This is a genomic window from Thalassotalea castellviae (assembly GCF_031846185.1).
Classification (GTDB): domain Bacteria; phylum Pseudomonadota; class Gammaproteobacteria; order Enterobacterales; family Alteromonadaceae; genus Thalassotalea_H; species Thalassotalea_H castellviae.
The window spans coordinates 428,095-446,959 of record NZ_JAVRIF010000002.1 but is presented as its reverse complement, the minus strand read 5'-3'; the positions used below and the strand labels follow the sequence as shown (position 1 = coordinate 446,959).

At 38.1% G+C, this 18,865-nt stretch carries 17 protein-coding genes; 10 read left to right on the top strand and 7 right to left on the bottom strand.

What is annotated here, in order from left to right; translation table 11 throughout:
• Positions 1-6: 6 nt before the first annotated feature.
• Positions 7-1,284, top strand: a complete 1,278-nt coding sequence (gabT, locus tag RM573_RS05690) for a 4-aminobutyrate--2-oxoglutarate transaminase (RefSeq protein ID WP_311578530.1) — start codon at positions 7-9, stop codon at positions 1,282-1,284.
• A gap of 133 nt (positions 1,285-1,417) precedes the next feature.
• Here the strand turns inward: gabT and RM573_RS05685 are convergent, their stop codons facing one another.
• On the bottom strand, positions 1,418-1,768 hold the full coding sequence (locus RM573_RS05685; RefSeq protein WP_311578528.1) for a MazG nucleotide pyrophosphohydrolase domain-containing protein: 351 nt from the start codon (positions 1,766-1,768) through the stop codon (positions 1,418-1,420).
• Between the two features lie 208 nt (positions 1,769-1,976).
• On the opposite strand from RM573_RS05685, the gene RM573_RS05680 reads away from it, so the two are divergent.
• Both RM573_RS05680 and RM573_RS05675 read left to right on the top strand, forming a co-directional pair.
• Complete coding sequence (locus RM573_RS05680; RefSeq protein ID WP_311578525.1) at positions 1,977-4,109, top strand: TonB-dependent receptor; 2,133 nt, start codon at positions 1,977-1,979, stop codon at positions 4,107-4,109.
• 135 nt (positions 4,110-4,244) lie between these two features.
• Positions 4,245-5,369 carry a PepSY-associated TM helix domain-containing protein gene (locus tag RM573_RS05675; protein WP_311578522.1) on the top strand — a complete coding sequence of 375 codons (1,125 nt, stop codon included), beginning with the start codon at positions 4,245-4,247 and terminating at the stop codon, positions 5,367-5,369.
• On the opposite strand, the gene RM573_RS05670 is transcribed toward RM573_RS05675, so the two are convergent.
• A complete protein-coding gene (locus RM573_RS05670; RefSeq protein WP_311578519.1) occupies positions 5,359-5,970 on the bottom strand; it encodes a LysE family translocator in 612 nt (203 codons plus the stop codon). The two genes, RM573_RS05675 and RM573_RS05670, sit on opposite strands and share 11 nt — an antisense overlap.
• Positions 5,971-6,219: 249 nt before the next feature.
• A complete protein-coding gene (locus RM573_RS05665; RefSeq protein WP_311578517.1) occupies positions 6,220-7,332 on the bottom strand; it encodes a DUF3083 family protein in 1,113 nt (370 codons plus the stop codon).
• Positions 7,333-7,578: 246 nt separating this feature from the next.
• Between RM573_RS05665 and RM573_RS05660 the strand changes: the two genes are divergently transcribed.
• Complete coding sequence (locus RM573_RS05660) at positions 7,579-8,898, top strand: amidohydrolase (RefSeq protein ID WP_311578514.1); 1,320 nt, start codon at positions 7,579-7,581, stop codon at positions 8,896-8,898.
• A 105-nt stretch (positions 8,899-9,003) separates the two neighbouring features.
• Here the strand turns inward: RM573_RS05660 and RM573_RS05655 are convergent, their stop codons facing one another.
• Genes RM573_RS05655 through RM573_RS05645 form a run of 3 tightly spaced genes read right to left on the bottom strand, consistent with a single transcriptional unit; the run spans position 9,004 to position 12,463 of the window.
• The gene (locus RM573_RS05655) at positions 9,004-10,401 is read right to left on the bottom strand and encodes a sigma 54-interacting transcriptional regulator (RefSeq protein ID WP_311578512.1); all 1,398 of its coding nucleotides are present in this window, start codon (positions 10,399-10,401) and stop codon (positions 9,004-9,006) included.
• A complete protein-coding gene (locus RM573_RS05650) occupies positions 10,398-10,970 on the bottom strand; it encodes a hypothetical protein (RefSeq protein WP_311578510.1) in 573 nt (190 codons plus the stop codon). Before RM573_RS05650 ends, RM573_RS05655 begins: the two co-directional genes overlap by 4 nt.
• A 2-nt stretch (positions 10,971-10,972) precedes the next feature.
• A complete protein-coding gene (locus tag RM573_RS05645) occupies positions 10,973-12,463 on the bottom strand; it encodes a sensor histidine kinase (RefSeq protein ID WP_311578507.1) in 1,491 nt (496 codons plus the stop codon).
• A 350-nt stretch (positions 12,464-12,813) separates the two neighbouring features.
• Between RM573_RS05645 and RM573_RS05640 the strand changes: the two genes are divergently transcribed.
• The 3 genes from RM573_RS05640 to RM573_RS05630 all read left to right on the top strand — a co-directional run bounded on the left by RM573_RS05640 (position 12,814) and on the right by RM573_RS05630 (position 14,358).
• Positions 12,814-13,161: an EF-hand domain-containing protein gene (locus RM573_RS05640; protein WP_311578504.1), complete on the top strand. Its 348-nt coding sequence runs from the start codon at positions 12,814-12,816 to the stop codon at positions 13,159-13,161.
• A gap of 99 nt (positions 13,162-13,260) precedes the next feature.
• Positions 13,261-13,587 carry a hypothetical protein gene (locus RM573_RS05635; protein ID WP_311578501.1) on the top strand — a complete coding sequence of 109 codons (327 nt, stop codon included), beginning with the start codon at positions 13,261-13,263 and terminating at the stop codon, positions 13,585-13,587.
• 42 nt (positions 13,588-13,629) lie between these two features.
• Positions 13,630-14,358, top strand: a complete 729-nt coding sequence (locus RM573_RS05630; RefSeq protein WP_311578498.1) for a pseudouridine synthase — start codon at positions 13,630-13,632, stop codon at positions 14,356-14,358.
• 24 nt (positions 14,359-14,382) lie between these two features.
• On the opposite strand, the gene RM573_RS05625 is transcribed toward RM573_RS05630, so the two are convergent.
• Positions 14,383-15,117: an AraC family transcriptional regulator gene (locus RM573_RS05625; RefSeq protein WP_311578495.1), complete on the bottom strand. Its 735-nt coding sequence runs from the start codon at positions 15,115-15,117 to the stop codon at positions 14,383-14,385.
• A gap of 162 nt (positions 15,118-15,279) precedes the next feature.
• Between RM573_RS05625 and RM573_RS05620 the strand changes: the two genes are divergently transcribed.
• From RM573_RS05620 to RM573_RS05610, 3 genes are read left to right on the top strand one after another with little or no spacing between them, the layout of a single operon-like run.
• Positions 15,280-16,440, top strand: coding sequence for a Gfo/Idh/MocA family protein (locus RM573_RS05620; RefSeq protein ID WP_432280219.1), 1,161 nt, complete (start codon positions 15,280-15,282; stop codon positions 16,438-16,440).
• Between the two features lies 1 nt (position 16,441).
• A complete protein-coding gene (locus tag RM573_RS05615) occupies positions 16,442-17,563 on the top strand; it encodes a sugar phosphate isomerase/epimerase family protein (RefSeq protein ID WP_311578492.1) in 1,122 nt (373 codons plus the stop codon).
• 41 nt (positions 17,564-17,604) lie between these two features.
• Complete coding sequence (locus RM573_RS05610) at positions 17,605-18,849, top strand: MFS transporter (RefSeq protein WP_311578489.1); 1,245 nt, start codon at positions 17,605-17,607, stop codon at positions 18,847-18,849.
• The last annotated feature ends 16 nt before the right edge of the window (positions 18,850-18,865 follow it).

Here is an 18,865-nt window from a genome sequence, read left to right as displayed (position 1 = left end):
TTAAAGATGTTAAATAAAACGTTACAAGCAAGAAAAGTTAAAGCTATTGCTAGAGGGCAGGGCAATATTTATCCGGTCTATGTAGATCATGCGGTGAATTCAGAACTCTGGGATGTTGAACAAAATCGATACATAGATTTTGGTACTGGTATCGCGGTATGTAATACCGGGCATAGCCATCCGAAAGTAGTCGCGGCGGTTAAAGCTCAGATTGAAAAATTTAGCCATACTTGTGTGATGGTTAACCCTTATGAAGTGGCAGTAGAGTTGGCGGAAAAGCTCATTGATATTGCTCCTGGGGAAAGTGACAAAAAAGCTATTTTTGTTTCTACAGGCGCAGAAGCCGTTGAAAATTGTGTGAAAATTGCTCGTGCTCATACGAAAAGACGAGGAGTCATTGCCTTTAACGGAGGGTTTCATGGCCGCACTAATTTAGCGATGGCATTAACAGGAAAGATCACGCCTTATAAAAATTTATTTGGCCCGTTTCCTGGTGATATTTTTCATGCTCCTTTTCCTATTGAATGTCACAATATTAGTGTTGAGCAATCGTTAAAGGCATTAGAAAATTTGTTTAAAGTTGATATTGCCCCAAGCGATGTTGCAGCCATTATTGTTGAGCCTGTGCAAGGTGAAGGTGGCTTTTATGCTGCTCCGGCTGAATTTTTACAAGCATTGCGTCAGCTTTGTGATGAGCATGGCATTATGTTGATAGCGGATGAAATTCAAACTGGTTTTGGTCGGACGGGTAAAATGTTTAGCTTTGAACATGCTGGCGTTGAAGCTGATTTAATGACTATGGCGAAAGGCATCGCGGGTGGTTTTCCTATTGCTGCTGTTGTTGGTAAAAGCGAAATTATGGATGCACCTTTGCCTGGTGGTTTAGGTGGTACTTATGGTGGTTCACCGGTAGCGTGTGCAGCAGCATTAGCGGTGTTAGATGTTATTGAAAGTGAAAATTTGATCAAGCGTGCAAATCAAATTGGTGATCTTTTTAATCAACGCTTAACGCAATTAAAAACTGCTTATCCTGAGTTAATATTAGAGGTCAGAAATCAAGGGGCGATGATCGCCTTAGAATTAATTGAGAACGGTGATGCTGAACAAGCAAATACCGCGTTAACTCAAGCTATTATTGCTAATGCAGCTGAGCATGGTTTGATTTTATTAGCGTGTGGTTTTTATGGTAATGTCATTCGGTTCTTACCAGCATTAACTATTTCTGATGAACTTATTCATGAAGGACTTGATAGTTTTGAGAAACTGTTCGCAAGTGTTGTTTAAGAGTAAGTCTCTTAATTCAGTTCATTTAACTGGATAGCTTGCTGTATTGATGAAGCATATTAAGAGGTGACTGCTACTTTGGGCAGTCACGTCTTTCACAATGAATATGAGCTACTTTACATAACTTAGCGATTTATTTTACTCTTCCACGACTACCTCGTTGCTCATTTTTTGCCATTTTGAGTAATAGCGCTTTTTCCATATCTATGCCTTGCCAATGAGCTAAATCAAGCACTCTAAGTACGATATCGGCTAATTCTTCAGAAAAATTTTCACTAGGTTTTTCGTGGCGACATTCGTTAATTGCTTCACCTACTTCAGAAGCGACAAGGGCAAGTGCTTCAAGCGGTGTTTTATTGTGCCAGCCCATTTTTTCTACCCATAAATAGTTTTGCTCGGCTATTTCATTAATCGTCATATTTAATCGCTCATCTTTTTTTGGAATACAGTAACACAATAGCCCTTCTTGGCGAGTGTTAATCAAACTTCTCTAACGGTTCTGGTCAACATGCTTAAATGTGAAAGTTACCGTTAATAATTTGTTGATTATTCACACTAAAGTTTGAAATTTGTGATCTATTAAATGGATGTTTTAACTTAGCATTAAAAACACTAAATATCACTATTGCAAATGATAACGATTTTCATTAGTATTGCGTTTTTTATTTTCTCACATATTTTTCGGAGTACTAATGTTTAAAACTAAGTTGAGCGCACTTACCCTGTTACTTGCTCAAAGCACATCATTAACAACTGTTGCAAATGATGAAATGTCATCGTTCGACGACGTTGAACGTATTGTTGTTACAGGTAGTCGTATCGTTGAAAGTATTGATGAAGTACCCTCTTCAATTACGGTTATCAGTCGCCAACAAATTGAACAGCACTTGAAAGTGTCGTCAGAGTTACAAACATTATTATCTACGTTAGTGCCAGGCTTAGCGCCTAGTACTGGAACATCAAGTAATTCGGGGCAAACATTGCGTGGACGTTCACCGTTAGTAATGATTGATGGCGTACCGCAATCAACACCGTTACGTAATGGCGCGTTAGGCATTAGAACCATAGATCCTAATTCACTTGAGCGTATTGAAGTCATTAAAGGCGCAACTTCTATTTACGGAAATGGTGCAGCGGGTGGCATCATTAATTACATAACAAAACGTGCTGATGGTGACTCGGCCTTTCAAGGTAAAGTTGGTTTATCGAGCCGTTTTAGTGCCGTAAAATTAGAAGATAGTACGGGACAACGTATTGAAGCCGCAATAAATGGTCAGTTAGATAAGTTTAGTTATGTTGTCACCGGAAGTTATGAAGAAAATGGCGTGCAGCGTGATGCTGAAGGGGATGTGTTGGGTTTGAAATATGGTCTATCAGACGCCACAATGCAGAACTACTTTACTAAATTAGCCTATCAAATTGATGAAGATAAGTCGGTACAGTTTGTGTATAACTATTATGAATCAGAACAAAAGAGTGATTTGATAGATGTGGTTGGAAGTGTCAATACAGGAGTTAAAACTTACGCCATAACAGCGCCTGAAGGCACCCATGTTTTAGGTAAACCACAAGGTCCGAACAATAGTAATGCAATGTTTAAGTATACCGACGAAGCATTGTTTTCAAATACTCAACTAGTGATTGATGCTTATGCACAAGCCGTTGAAAATATCTTTTTCTACTCACCAACATTAGCAAACCAGAGTGAAGGTTATTCAGGTGGTCAATCGGTGATCAAGTCTGATAAAAAAGGCTTGCGAGTTACCTTAAATAGCCAGTTTGAATGGGATAATGTAGAAGCGACATTGATTTATGGGGTAGACGCGTTAAATGATATTACTTCACAACCGCTTGTTGATGGTCGCCTTTGGGTGCCTGAAATGGATATGGAAAACCTCGCAGGCTTTGTACAAAGTAAATGGGTTATTAATGATGATCTTATTATAAAAGCAGGTGTTAGACGTGAAGAAATTGACCTAGGCGTGGCGGATTATAGCACGTTAAAACTCTGTAAAACGCCGACATTATGTTCAGTTCCTGTGGATGTCACGGGTGATACCCTAAATTATCGAGCTACTACGTATAATTTTGCTATTCGATACAATTTTAATGAATATTTTCAGCCCTTTGCTAGTTATTCGCAAGGCGCAGACATCTCAGATATTGGTCGTTTATTACGGACAGCAACCGTAACCGATATCGCCGATATTCAAACAGAAGCGTCAATTATTGATAACTATGAGTTCGGTTTTAATTCAAATTTTGAACAACTCAGGTTTGAGTTTTCGGCTTATCGCAGCACATCTGAACTTGGTACAACGAATAGCTACGACCCAACGACCGGTGTTTATATGCCTGTTCGAGCTCCACAAGAAATTTATGGTTATGAAGCTTTAGCCGTTTATAACGTGAACGAGGCATTAGACTTTAGTGCTTCATATTCTTGGGTTGAAGGTAAAGATAAAGCAAATGATGCATATTTAGGTATTAAGCAAATTAGTCCACCAAAAGCTGTATTAAATCTTAATTGGCGACCTCTCGATAACGCTACTGTTGCGCTTACTTATTTATATGTCGGTGAACGGAATAAGTTTACCCCTGAAAATGGAAGTTATGTGGGAGATCTCGGCAATATTGATGCTTACAATATTATTAATTTAAGTGGCAAGTATGCCTTTAGCAATGACTGGTCGGCATTTTTTGGGATTGAAAACTTATTCAATAAAGATTATTACCCAGCAAAATCACAAGGTTATACCTACAGTGGCTACAATGTTAAAGGAATAGGCACTACAGCGAATGTTGGTATTAATTATCATTTCTAGAATGTTTAAACACTAACGCATAAATCTTCAGTATTGAAAGCAAAGCAACCTAACCCTTGCTTTGCTTTTTGTCGGTTGGTTTTTCAATCATTTTGCGGATATGAAGTCCATTTTGTCAGTTAAAAGGTAAGTGTCTTGAAAGTTTGGTTTCGCCGATTACATTTAGTCTTAGCATTATTAAGCGGATTGTTTCTCGTGAGTTTAAGTATCTCGGGCGGGTTATTACTGTATGCCAAAGATATTCAAGCATGGATCAATCCACAATACTGGTTAGTAGAAGATAAGCCAAACCCGCTCAAGAAAGCTTATCTACCGTTAAGTGAACTCGTTGAGCGTATTGAAAACAAAACCCAACAGAAAGTGCTTATTATTGAACAAGCAAGCCAGATTAATCATAGTTGGCAAGCGCGTTTAGCGAATAAAAAGTATCTTAATATTAATCCTTATACAGGAGAGATATTATTAGAACATCGTTTCTACGATACCTTTTATGGCTTTGTGATGTCTTGGCATCGCTGGTTGTTGTACACCGATGAGCAAGGGAAAACACCGATGAAGGTGTGGATGTCGATTGCAAGCTTAATATTAATTATTGAGATAGTTTTTGGTGTTTATCTATGGTTAAAACCAAAACATCGACTTAAACGTTTAAAGGTAAGGTGGCGGGCGAAAAATAGGGTATTACTTCATCAATTACACGGTACTTTAGGTGTGTTATTCGCTTTACCATTAATTTTAATCGCTTTTACGGGTATGACTTTTCAATGGCAAGCGCAAACTAAAGCGATAGTTCAATGGTTAACTTTAGGTCAAGTAGAGCAACATACATTTAAGGGTAAAGTGAGCGATTCAAAAAATAATTTTCAGTTAGATAAAGCCTATATGAATGCAAAATCTGCTTTAGCTGATGGCAGTGTTTATCGTATCTATTTGCCAAAAACAGATCAACAGCCACTTGCTTTGCGTATGAAAATGCCGCAAGAGAGCCATGGTTATAGTTGGAGTTGGGCAAATCCTTATTCAGGTGAAGTATTATCTACTTTTAATGCGGGCAAAGCATCTTGGACAACTCAAGTGTGGAATTTTAGATATAAATTTCATATTGGCGAATTCATTGGCTGGCCAGTAAAAGTATTGTGGTTATTAATCAGTGCATCACCTGTATTTTTTGTTTTTACTGGCATTTATTTATGGTTAAAGCGTGTCAAAGTAAGGCAACATCAGCAAGTAAGGGAAAATTTAAAACGAGCTAAGCGGTAAAGGCAGTAATGGTTTCGCTCAGCATTGGGTACAAAGATGTTAATAATATTATCGCCATTATGCGGTTAAATCGTTTAACGTAAACTTCATGCGTTAAAATATTTTGCAGCCATTTGCCAACCATTAACCATGCGAATGAACACGGAAGTCCAAATACAAAATAAAAGCCTGAAATAATAAGTACTTGTTCGATAACATTATTATTAGGTGTAGAAAAAGCGACTATCGCACTGACACATATAATCCAGGCTTTAGGGTTAACCCATTGAAATGCAGCCGCTTGTAAAAAACTAAAAGGTTTTTTATCGCTATTTAATTCATTATTAACCGGCATAGTGGCAATTTTAAATGCTAAATATAGCAAGTAACCTATACCGAGTATTTGTATCAGTTGATGTAACAAAGGCCATTGCTGAAATAACGACATAATGCCTAAACCGACACAAATTATCATCACTAAAAAGCCAGTGTTTACGCCAAAAACATGAGGTAAACTATCACGGATACCATGATTAACTCCTGAAGTTAAAATCATAATGTTGTTTGGACCGGGTGTACCTGAAGTAGAAAAAACAAATAAAATCAGTGCAATAAATTCCATGTTCTCTCCTTGTTTACGGACGTTAGGTGACATTAAGTCGATGAGACATAGTCTATTAAGTTTATTTGCTTTAAACCATAAACAATATTATAAAAATAAAACCTATACAGTTTTCTTTTGGCAGCTAAAGGGCCTTTAAAGCTAGGCTTAGGGGAGGAAAACTAGGTGAGTGACAAGAAAATAAAACGCCCTAAATAATCGCGTTAGCTTATTAAGGGCGTTATAGGTAATCAGATAGTTATATACAGGCTAGATATTATTGGCAATGTGCTGATGAAATCTTACTTTTAATTCTTCTTTATCGTTGATGTATTCAAGTTTTTCGGCCATCGAACGTAAGGCACTTTCAACTTGAGATAAAAACTTGCCGTGGCCATGACTAGTGATGTTTTTATTTGAAGCGATAAAAATTAATTGTGCGGAATCAACCAGTTTATCGGCTGACCATTTACAAGTGTAACCCCCTGAAGTGTTCTCAGGATTGTAGCCTAATTTTTGTAATTCACCATTGGTAACAACGATTTCGTCTTCGCTGGTTCTAACAAAAGGCACTAGACCATTGGCGATAACCGCGCCATTGTTTAAGTTATGTTGTTTTGCCGCATGAATTACTGCATCGGCGATAAAATTATAAAGTGCGTTATAAGGTTCTGAAGCTGTTTCGTCTATTTCAACCAGTTGCTTGATGCGTTTACTGATTGGCAACTCAACCGTGACATAGCTTAAGCTATCTGACTCTGGTGCAACATCAACGTTAGAGGCTTTATAACGCACGGCTATGGGTCTGAGTTTATGGGTTTGTGTACCAGTAATACCTTTTTCTTTAGCGAATAAATCGTAAGTTAAGTGTTGGTGATCACATAATCGGACACTGCCCTTGGCTAAACCTGTTTGCTCGATAAACTGTTTGACAGCTTGATTTACTTTTTCATGAAGTAAAGGAGCGTCAGCGCGAATATCATTGCTGTTGGTTAAAAATACTAAGTTGATTTTGCGTGCTTTTTTGCTGCCATCAAAATAAGCATTCTGGCTATAGTGATAAACGGGATTATAAAGAAATACAATTTGTTGCTCGGTTTGTGCAGTTAGTTTTTCAGGCGAATAACGCACGCGAGTGAATTTGTCATTGCCGACAAAGTGACAACTTTCAATATTTAAATCATGGCAAATTTTGAAAAACAACTCAGATAGTTTTTGATAAAAATCTTGATAAGGCTGCTCGGCATTCTCATCAATGTTTCCTGACACTTTTTTAATTAAGTCATCGGTGAGGGTAAATTTTGCCAATAAATATTGGTTTTCTCGCACTGAAGCGGGAATATAAACTTTATGCTGCGAACTTCTAATACGTGATATTGACATTATTCTTCCTGTTTGATTAATTTAAATATTACGGGTTAATTCTATGCTATTTTAAATTTAGGAAAAGTGATATTAATCAATATAATATTCGTTTAAAGACTATAGACAATGTGATTTAGCCTTTAAACGTGATAATTTCATTATTAAAGAATAATTTAGCAAAGCAACTTACCGTTTTTTATTGAGCTGTAAGCGGGCACTCACTTCTTTTATAAGTAATATTAAAAAGTCTACTAGGGAAATAATATGAAAAAGTTTACCAAAAGTTTACTCATAACATCACTGGCACTTTTGTGCGTGCAAGTTCAAGCGAGTGATATAAAGTCAGAGATAGCAAAGGACTATAAAGAGCATTTAGCTCCGTTATGGGATCACTTTCACCGTAACCCTGAATTATCATTAATGGAATTTAAAACTGCAAAACGTTTAGCGAAAGAAATAAGAGCGGTAGGCTTTGACGTTACTGAGAATGTTGGTGGCACCGGGATTGTGGCTATCATGAAAAACGGTAGCGGTCCTACAGTAATGATGCGCGCCGATATGGATGGTTTACCTGTTACTGAGCAGTCGGGATTGAAAAACGCTTCAAAAGTGGTGATGAAAGATTGGAATGGCGAAGAAGTTGGGGTTATGCATGCTTGTGGCCATGATGTTCATATCACGAGCTTAGTCGGGACGGCTCGCTATATGGCTTCAATTAAAGATCAATGGTCAGGCACGTTAATGTTGATCGGACAACCTGCTGAAGAGCGTGGCCCAGGCGCATCCGCGATGATGGATGATAATTTATGGCAGCGCTTCCCTAAACCCGATTTTGCTTTTGCATTTCATGTAAGTTCGGGCGACGTAGCGGGTACAGTGACTGTTGATGAAGGCTCACCTTATGCCGGCGCAGACACAGTAGATATAATTGTTCATGGTATTGGCTCGCACGGAGCATATCCGCACCAAGGTAAAGACCCTATTATGATCGGTAGCCAAATAGTCACTAATTTACAAACAATTGTCAGTCGTGAATTAGCGCCAAGAGATGCAGGAGTTATCACTGTTGGAGCGTTTCATTCAGGTACTAAACACAACATTATTTCTGACAAAGCCCACTTACAATTAACAGTACGTAGTTTAAATGCTCGAGTACGAGATCAATTGCTTGCTGCGATAGAACGTGTTGCTATCGGTACGGCTAAAACGGCAGGTATGCCAGACGATAAATTACCTGAGGTAACTGTCAGTGAATTTTCTTTCCCACCAACACAAAATGATAAAGCGCTCGCACAACGAGTAAAACAAACCTTAGTAAATAAAATGGGGGCGGATGCTGTAACGCCACCAAATAATTCTGGTATGGGGGCTGAAGATTTTGGCTTTTTTACCACTGAACCGTATATTCCAAGCGTATATTTTTCGGTAGGTGGTACGCCAAAAGCTGATTTTGAACGTGCTAAAGCAGGTGGCCCTGCTGTTGCAAGTCATCATAGCCCGTTATTTAAAATTAGCCCGGAGCCTGCGGTAAAATCTGGTGTTGAAGCTACCGTTCACATATTGTTAGATATTATGAAAAAATAGCTAACTCGAAACATTGAGTTATCAGCTTTAAAGAAGAAGTAAAATTACCGTTTTACTTCTTCTTTTTATATCCTCTTCTATTTCTGGCAATTACGGCTCTGAAAATTATGTCTGGTCGTCTTCTTTTTTCTCTTCTCTGAACGACTCCGCTTGGAGATGATGTTTATTTAACAATTTATAAAACTCTGTTCGATTTCTTTGCGCAATACGCGCCGCTTGTGACACATTGCCGGCGGTAATATCTAAAAGTTTGGCAAGGTAATCACGCTCGAAATGATCGCGCGCTTCTTGAAAGGACGGTAATTGCGAGGTTTTATCCCGTAAGGCATTGCGAATAAGTGCTTCACTTATCAGGGGCTCTGAAGACAGCGCAACACTTTGCTCAATCACGTTTTCTAATTGGCGAATATTGCCGGGCCATGGCGCGCTAATTAATAACTCCATGGCTTCTTTAGAAAAACCATTAATTAAATGTGCACTTTTGTCTTTACATTTTGACAGAAAGTGTTGGGCTAATAAGGGAATATCTTCTCTTCTGTCTGAAAGTGGGGGTAACTCAAGCTCAACAACATTTAAACGATAATATAAATCTTCCCTAAACGACTTGTTAATAATCGCTTTTTGTAAATTTTGATGGGTAGCAGCAATGATTCGAACATCGACTTTTACGGCAACTGTACTACCTAATGGGCGAACTTCTTTCTCTTGTAACGCACGTAACAGTTTTACCTGAAAATTCATCGGCATATCACCGATTTCATCGAGGAATAAAGTGCCTCCATTTGCCGCCTCAAATAAACCGACATGATTTTTTTCTGCTCCGGTAAAGGCACCTTTGCGATGGCCAAATAATTCAGACTCTAACAATTGTTCGGGAATAGCAGCACAGTTAATCGCAATAAAAGGTTTTTTATGTCGATTACTCGCCAAATGGATAGCTTTGGCTAATAACTCTTTACCTGTGCCACTTTCACTTTGAATTAATAGGCTAAAGTCGCTTTTAGCTACTTGTTTCGCTTGTTGTAACAAGGTTGACATTACCGCACTACGGCTAATTATTTTTTCTCGCCATAAAGTTTCGTCAGCTTGCTGCTGGCCTATTTCATTTTGTGGCTGTAATCGAATGGCTTGCTCTACGGTATCGAGTAATTCTTGGCTTTGAAAAGGCTTAGTTAAAAAGCTAAAAACGCCTTGTTTAGTGGCATTTATCGCATCAGGTATCGTGCCATGTGCGGTCATAATAATAACAGGAAGATTCGGTTGTTGTTGACGTATTTTTTCAAACAGTGCCATACCATCCATGCCATCCATTTTTAAGTCACTGATCACCAACTGGGGTTGAGAACTTTTTAATAACCCTAACGCTTCTTTGGCATTTTTAGCTGGTAGCACATCATAACCCGCGGCTGAAAGACGAATACCGAGTAATCGCAATAAACTCGGATCATCATCAACGATGAGTATGGTTTCTTTTAGTTCAGCAGAATGTTCAGGGGTTATCATGATGACGGCTCTTGGTTGTTGATATCAATTTCAATTTTTTTAAGTTGATTGATTTGTTGTTTAAGTTTTTGAATTTGTGACATTAACGACGACCGTTCAGCTGCTTTGCTTTGCAATAAACTTTGGTTTTCTTGAGATAACTGCTCGGTTAAAATTAACTTGTTCAGGGTTAATATTTGTTGGTTAAGTTGATCTTTCATCATACTAATAAAACCAAAATCTGCCGCTGACATTTGTACCGCTTGCTCAGGGGGGATTGTCAGTTTATTTAATGTGGTTTTTGCTGTGTATGGATTATATATTGGCGAGTTGGGCAGCGCGTACAATAGGGCTAAGTTAACTTCAGCTTTAAAATACCCATCCGTAATATTTTGTTTTTGTTTGTCTGTTTCTTTGAGTAACTCTTGATTCGATAAGCTTTTTAACCACAAATAATAGTGACTATATTGTGAGTCATCGTTACTTTTTTCGGTGAGCTGACAGCCAGTCAAATGAATAAAGAATAATAATAGCAACGGCGTCATTTTTAAGCGTGAAAAGCGAATTGTTTTCATTAAATCAATCATCATTTTTATTTGCCTTGAACATGATATGGAAAGCGTAAGGTTACCATTAACCCATGCTTTGGAGCGGGAAAAGAGGTTAATTTAATATCGCCATTTAGGCGCATTAATAATTCTTTGACAATGGTTAAACCTAGGCCACTACTTTTTATATTACTATCGTTAGGAGGAGGACCTTGATAAAAGGCGTCGAACACTTGTTGTTGAGCACTGCTCGGGATTCCAGGGCCTTGATCGATAATCTTCAATATTATTTCATGACTTTCTAGGTATGACTGAATTGTGATTTTTCCACCTTGAGGTGAGTATTTTATCGCATTTGAGAGAATGTTATCTAATATGACAGACAGTTGTTTCGCATTCGTTTGAACTATCAATGGGGTTAAATCAGAGTCGACAGTGACTTGCTTACTTTGAATGTCTAATTTTCTGTCGTTGATACTTTGTTCAATAATAGATGTTAATTGAGACTTTTCAGCATCTTGCAAACTTGTTGAGTCAAGTACGATATTAAAATCTAATAAATCTTCAATTAAGTTTTGTAAACGAGACACGCTCACTTTAAGAATATTAGTGATTTCTTGTTGGTCGTCGTTTAATGGGCCCACGCTATTATCATACAATAACTCAGTACCTTCACGAATTGCCGCTAACGGGGTTTTCAATTCGTGAGAAATATGGCGAATGAAACTTGATTTTTGTAATTCTAAGGCATGTAACCTTGCTCGCATTAACTCTAACGCGTCGGCTATTTCTTTAATTTCTTTCGAACCCGAAAAAGTGATTTTTTGTTGAAAATGACCTTGTTCTAACCGATAAATTTTAGCTGATAATTGTCTTAAAGGACGAATGATCAATAGAATAAACACCCCTGCAATCACAATTGTCAGCGGAATACTTAACAAACTGTTCAACATGGTTGTTCTTAAGCTATCCGCGGAAATTTTCATCTGTTGGGCGTGTGAACTAATTAACTCATTACTGCGAAAATTTATCATTTGACTGACCGATGACAATGCTTTGAATTCTTCTTGGAGTAACTCTAACGATTTTTTACTGACATTGATTGAATTTGGTTGATGTAGATTTAATTGTTCTATTTCTGTGAATAGTTGCTGGCTTAATTGATTGAGTGGCTCGTCTTGATAGATCACCATTTCTGTTGTGATCATTTGCGTTAATTTATCTTTTTGTTGAATAAATTGTTCGTATAACCCTTGTTCTTCTAACACCACATATTGACTTGCAAAACGTTGCAATTTATTCATTTCAATGCTGAGTTGTCGGTTTATTTTAACTAACTCAGCAACATTGATAATCGCAGAACTACCTTGTTGTGAAAGTTTATTGACTTGATTTGCGCCATATAGCAAGGCAAATGTTAGCGGGATAGCAACTAAACTAAAACCGATAAGGGTAAGTGACTTTATTGACCATTGGCGGATACCAGAAAAATTTAAAACAGTTTCTATCCGCCATTTTTTTATCGGCTTTTTCAATCGGCAACCTTAATGAATATATTTTATGAGTAAAATGATGTCGTTGTATTTTTACGGTATTTCAGCAAAAAAACAACACTGTCTCTAATTGGTGACAGTGTTGTTTTGTGGTTGTTTATCGACCTTACTTATTGATAAATATAGTAAATTTTTATTCTTTAACTCAGTAGTTAGGGGGGAATAATTATAAATTTATTTAACTGTCTCTTATTAGCGACAATAACTGACAATGATTTTTATTTAATTTCTTTATTATCAATTACTTAAATACTTGGTACGTCGTGTGCAATGTCTGTTTGTATGTCTCATGTTAGAGACTGACGTTGATAACAAAAAGAAAGGATAAAATAATGAATACAATTAGTTTAAAAAAAGTAACTGCAGTAGTTTTAACTTGTGCCATCGGTTCTTATGTAGCACATGCTAACGAAGGTGATGCAAAACTAGCGGTTAATAATGACATGAAAGCAGCAGTGAAAACCAGCGAAGTTAAAGTGATTTCTGAAACTAAAGCACCAAGTAAGTTTGCAAGCTTGGTTGAAAAATTTGACGTAAATAAAGATGGTTTATTAAGTAAAGCCGAAATTCAATCAAGCAAAAGTGAGAAATTAGTCGCTCTATTTGCCAAAATGGATCTCAATACCGATTCAGGTATTAGTGAAGCGGAATTTAACCAATATATAGCACAAGTGAAGTAATTTTTTTGATAAAAGACATCAAGTAAGTTTTGCTTATTCCCCCATTTAAGCCGGCTGTTTCTCCCAACCTCAGTCGGCTCTTTTTTTAAGGTAAGACGAATGAATGACATGCAACGTTATATAAAAATGGACGATTGGTTTTTTGAAATTAAAACCGTAAGAGCACTGAGAACAAAAAACTATGGTGATAAATATAGTGCCATCGCCAATATTAATTGTAACGGAGATGCTATATATATTGATGGATTAATGACAGCAGATGATAACCCGTATACTTTTCAAGACCTTCAAACATTTAAGCAGTTTTGCCGTAAAATGGGCGCTAAAACTGCACATTTTGATCGCTTTAAAAACGATCAATTAAAATCACAAAGTGTGATTATTCAACCAGAAAAACCTCAGTCGATATTAAAGTTAGTGAAATAACTTGGTAAACTTTCACTAAACTTTTTAGTGTATTCATTTACTATGTCAATATCACATACTCGCTTAGACCGTTTTATTGGTGAGCATTTGCACATTAGTCGTCGTGACGTGCGATTAATGTTAGCGCAAAAGCGAATTTCAGTAGATGGGCAGGCGATTAATGAAATTGGCTATATTATTAATAAATTTTCTCATGTTCAGTTAGACGGCGAAACACTGCAAAATAATCAAGCTTTTTACTTAATGCTACATAAACCTGTTGGTGTGGTGTGCGCCACGGTTGACGAACAGCATCGAACAGTGATTGATTTAATCAACCATCCGGCTAAAAATGAACTACATATTGTCGGTCGTTTAGATCTTAATACCTCAGGACTCGTATTACTCACCAATGATAGTCGTTGGTCAGAGCGATTAATGTCTCCTGAGCATAAAGTGGCAAAAAAATATCTGGTAACCGTTAAACATGCCATTAACAAAGAGCAAGAACAATCATATATCGATGCTTTCGTTAAAGGGATGTATTTTCAGTATGAAGATATTACCACTATGCCCGCATTTTTAACGGTTATTGATGAACATCAGTTAGAAGTTCAGTTATATGAAGGTAAGTATCATCAAATTAAACGGATGTTTGGCCGTTTTCAAAACCCCGTTATAGCATTGCATCGCAGGTCGGTGGGCTCACTCGAGTTAGATGCGAAGCTCATGCCAGGGGAAAGTCGCTCGTTAACTCGCGACGAAGTGAATAATATATTTAGCAAAGCGTAAACGGATACCGCTGACGCTTCATGGTTATTTGCGACTATTTTTTCTAAAATCAGACGGTAATTCGCCAAAGAACAATTTAAATTGTTTACTGAAATAACTGTGATCAGTAAAACCAGTTTCATCACCAACTTGAGAAATAGGCGTATTAGTTTCTACTAATAAGCGACGGGCATTTTCTAAACGTACTTCATTAATAAACTGCTTGGGCGTTTTTGCCAAATACTTCTTAAAGCGACGCTCTAATGCACTGACTGATAAATGGGCAACTTCTGCTAATTCATTGATGGTGAAGTGTTGCTGATAATGACAGCGAATATAGTCCACAGGTACTTTCACCGCATCAACCCCAGACAGCGCGATGGTTTGTTTTTGTAAATGTCGAGTAATACCATAAGAGCCGATTATTTCTCCTTGGCGATTAGTAATAGGTCTTTTGGAAGTTGCATACCATGCGGCGTCACCGGTTTCTGTCATATTCATTTCAAGTCGTTCGGTGACACTCTGCCCAGCTAAAATTTTATTGTCATCACGAATAAACTGTTTCGCTAAGTGAGGTGGAGAAAAATCAAAGTCAGTTTTTCCGACGATTTTGGGTAAACCTTTCACACCTTTGTGATCGATAAAAGCTTGGTTTGCATGAATAAAGTTATGGTTTTTATCCTTTATCCAAAATAGTACACCAGGCAATAAATCAAACATAGTGATCAATTGTTCACCCCCCATTTGGGCAATAAAACGTGAGACATTGTGCTCAGTCATCGACTTATAATCCTGTAAAGAAAAAACGCTATTAAAATTTAAACGCCGAATTTATTGCATTTAAAACCGATTTATTAATAACACATTTTTCCGACAAGCTCCTATAGTAAATAGCAAGTATTTGAACATTGATTTGGATTTATCAGAGTGAAAAAAATTCGTATGGGCATGGTTGGCGGTGGTGAAGGGGCCTTTATTGGCGCGATTCATCGTATCGCAGCTGCAATTGATGGCGAGATTGAATTGGTTTGTGGGGCGTTTAGTTCAACGAAAGAAAAAAGTCTTTCATCCGGTTTAGGCTTGTATCTTGATAAATCAAGGTGCTATGAAAGTTATCAAGAAATGTTTAAGCAAGAGGCCATGCTACCAGCAAATGAGCGGATGGATTTTGTTGCCATTGTCACGCCTAATCATTTACATTTTCCGGTAGCTAAACTTGCCATGGAATATGGCTTTCACGTCATGTCAGATAAACCAGCTACCTTAAGTTTAGCGCAGGCTTACCAATTAAAAGCGGTAATTGAACAACATGCCATGCTTTACGGTTTAACTCACACCTATACGGGTTACCCCTTAATAAAACAAGCTAAACACTTAATTGAGCAGGGCGAGCTAGGTAATATAGTCAAGGTCGTTGTTGAGTATAGTCAAGGCTGGCTTGCCTCGAAATCTGATGAAAGTAGTAAACAAGCGAGTTGGCGATTAGATCCTGAAAAATCAGGCGTCAGTTGTTGTATGGGGGATATTGGCGTACATGCGGCAAACCTAGCTGAGTATGTTTCTGGATTAACCATCGATAATATTTGTGCTGATATAACCTCCACTATTGCCGGTAGAACGTTAGATGATGATGGCACTGTGATGTTAAAATTTTCGAATGGCGCGAAAGGTGTTTTACTTGCCAGTCAAATATCAATAGGTGATGAAAATAACTTAACCCTGCGTATCTACGGCGATAAAAAAAGTATTGAGTGGTCACATTTAACGCCGAACACTTTATTGCTGAAATCTAATTATGAGCCTACTCAGCAAATAAGAGCGGGTGTTGGAACAATGTGTAATGCTGCGCAAAGTGCAATGAGAACGCCAGCCGGTCATCCTGAAGGTTATTTAGAAGCTTTCGCTAATCTTTATCTTAATTTTGCTAAGCAAATTCGTGCATTCCAAGCGAATGAAGCATGCGACAACCAAACCTTTGATGTACCCGGTATTGATGAAGCAATACGCGGCATGGCATTTATTGAAGGTGTCATAACCGCGAGCCAATCTGAGCTTAAATGGCAGCCTCTATTATCTAACTCCGTTGAAAAAGGAAGCGAGTAAAATGGCTAAAAACACCTCCAATTCGCATTCAGTTACGTCTAAGGGCACAACGCAAGCCGGGCAATCTCATGGCTCACAAATTAAAGGACCCGGCATTTTTCTTGCCCAATTTTGCCAAGATAAGCCGCCTTTTAATAATTTAAAAGCTCTATGTGCTTGGGTTGCTAGTTTAGGGTACAAAGCCGTACAAATACCTACCTGGGATAAACGATTATTTGATTTATCACTGGCTCATGAAAGTAAAGGGTACTGTGATGAAATACAATGTATTGTAAGTGAAGCTGGCTTAAGTATTAGTGAATTGTCCACGCATTTACAAGGGCAGCTTGTGGCGGTTCATCCGGCATATGATAAGCAGTTTGATGGTTTTGCTGTGGATGAAGTAAAAAACAATCCACAAGCTAGAACTCAATGGGCAATCGAACAAGTAGGTATGGCGGCAAAAGTAAGTGCTAACTTTGGCTTGACTGCGCATGCCTCATTTTCCGGTGCTTTGTTGTGGCAAACTGTCTATCCTTGGCCGCAACGTCCTGCGGGTTTAGTTGAAGATGGCTTTAAAGCATTAGCTAAGCGATGGTTACCCATCCTCAATAAGTTTGATGAAGCTGGTGTAGATATTTGTTATGAATTACACCCAGGTGAAGACTTGCACGATGGTGTAACTTTTGAACGCTTTCTTGAAGCAACTGGTAACCACCAGCGTGTCAATATACTTTACGATCCAAGTCATTTTATCTTACAACAGCTTGATTATTTGGCATTTATTGATATTTATCATGAGCGCATTAAAGCATTTCATGTCAAAGATGCTGAATTTAGACCAAACGGTAGAAGTGGTGTTTACGGGGGCTACCAAGATTGGCAAAACCGTCCAGGGCGTTTTCGCTCATTAGGTGATGGTCAAATCGATTTTAAACAAATATTTAGCAAGTTAACACAATACGGTTATCAAGGTTGGGCGGTATTAGAGTGGGAATGTTGCTTAAAACATCCTGAAGATGGTGCTAAAGAAGGCGCACCATTTATTGAAAAGCACTTAATTAGAACACCTGAACATGCTTTTGATGATTTTGCATCTAGTGGGGAAGATGCGTCGTTAAATCGTCAAATTCTGGGGTTGTAGGTCTGAATGAGTCAAAGATGAATTAAAATAGGAATGAAAAAATGTCAGAACACATAAATAAAAATAAGCTTTTTATTGCGAGTTGTTTAGCGCTCACAGTAACAGCAATGACTTTTGCTATTCGTGCGGGAATATTAGGTCAACTTAGTCAAGATTATGCCTTAACAGATACTCAGTTAGGTTGGATAAATGCAATGGCCTTTTTAGGGTTTCCTATTGCTACTATGCTTGGCGGCTTGTTGTATAACTTATTTGGCGCTAAAAAATTAGTAACTATCGCCTTTGTTGGCCATATCGTTGGCTTGATATTAACCATCAGCGCAGACGGGTTTTGGTCGCTATTAATTTCAAGCTTTTGTATTGGTTTTGCCAATGGTGCAGTTGAAGCAGGTTGTAATCCATTAATTGCCGATATGTACCATAAAAACAAAACGACTATGCTTAATCGATTCCATGTTTGGTTTCCTGGCGGCATCGTTGTTGGGGCATTAATATCGAAAATGATGACAGATATGAGTTTTGGCTGGCAAGCGCAAATTGCCGTGATGTTAGTACCGACAGTTATTTATGGTTATCTTATTCTTTCTCAAAAATTTCCAGAATCAGACAATATAGAAACCTCTACCCGTAAAAATATAAAAGCACTTTTTTCACCTCTTTTTATCTTCATGGCCATTTGTATGACACTTACCACAACAAGTGAATTAGGCACGCAACAATGGATAGAGCGAATTCTAGGTTCATCTGGTGCTTCACCAATGTTGATTATGGCGATGATCACAGGTGTAATGGCTGTCGGGCGCTACTTTGCTGGTCCTATTGTTCACAAGTTTAACCCTGCTGGTGTTTTGCTTTATTCCGCGGTAGTGACCACCATAGGTATCTATTCAATGAGTGTTGCAACTGGGAATATGGTGTATGTTTCCGCGCTTTTATTTGCCTTAGGTGTGACTTATTTTTGGCCGACAATGGTGGGATTTGTCGCGGAAAATATTCCTGATTCAGGCGCTTTAGGTATGTCTTTATTAGGCGGAATTGGTATGTTTGCGGTAAGCATGTGGAACCCTGTGATCGGTCGGTGGATAGATGAGGCACGTCAACAAGCGTTAACGCTTAATAGTGATCCTGCACTTGCTGAATTAGCGGCGGGTCAAGCAACCCTTGCAAACTTAAGCATCTTTCCGTTTGTGCTGATTTTTGCCTTTACTGGCTTAGTTTTAGTGATGCGTAAAGCTGCGGTTATCCAAGTATCAACAGACTCTACGGAGGTGGGCATTGAAAAGTAACGTTAATCATTCAAGG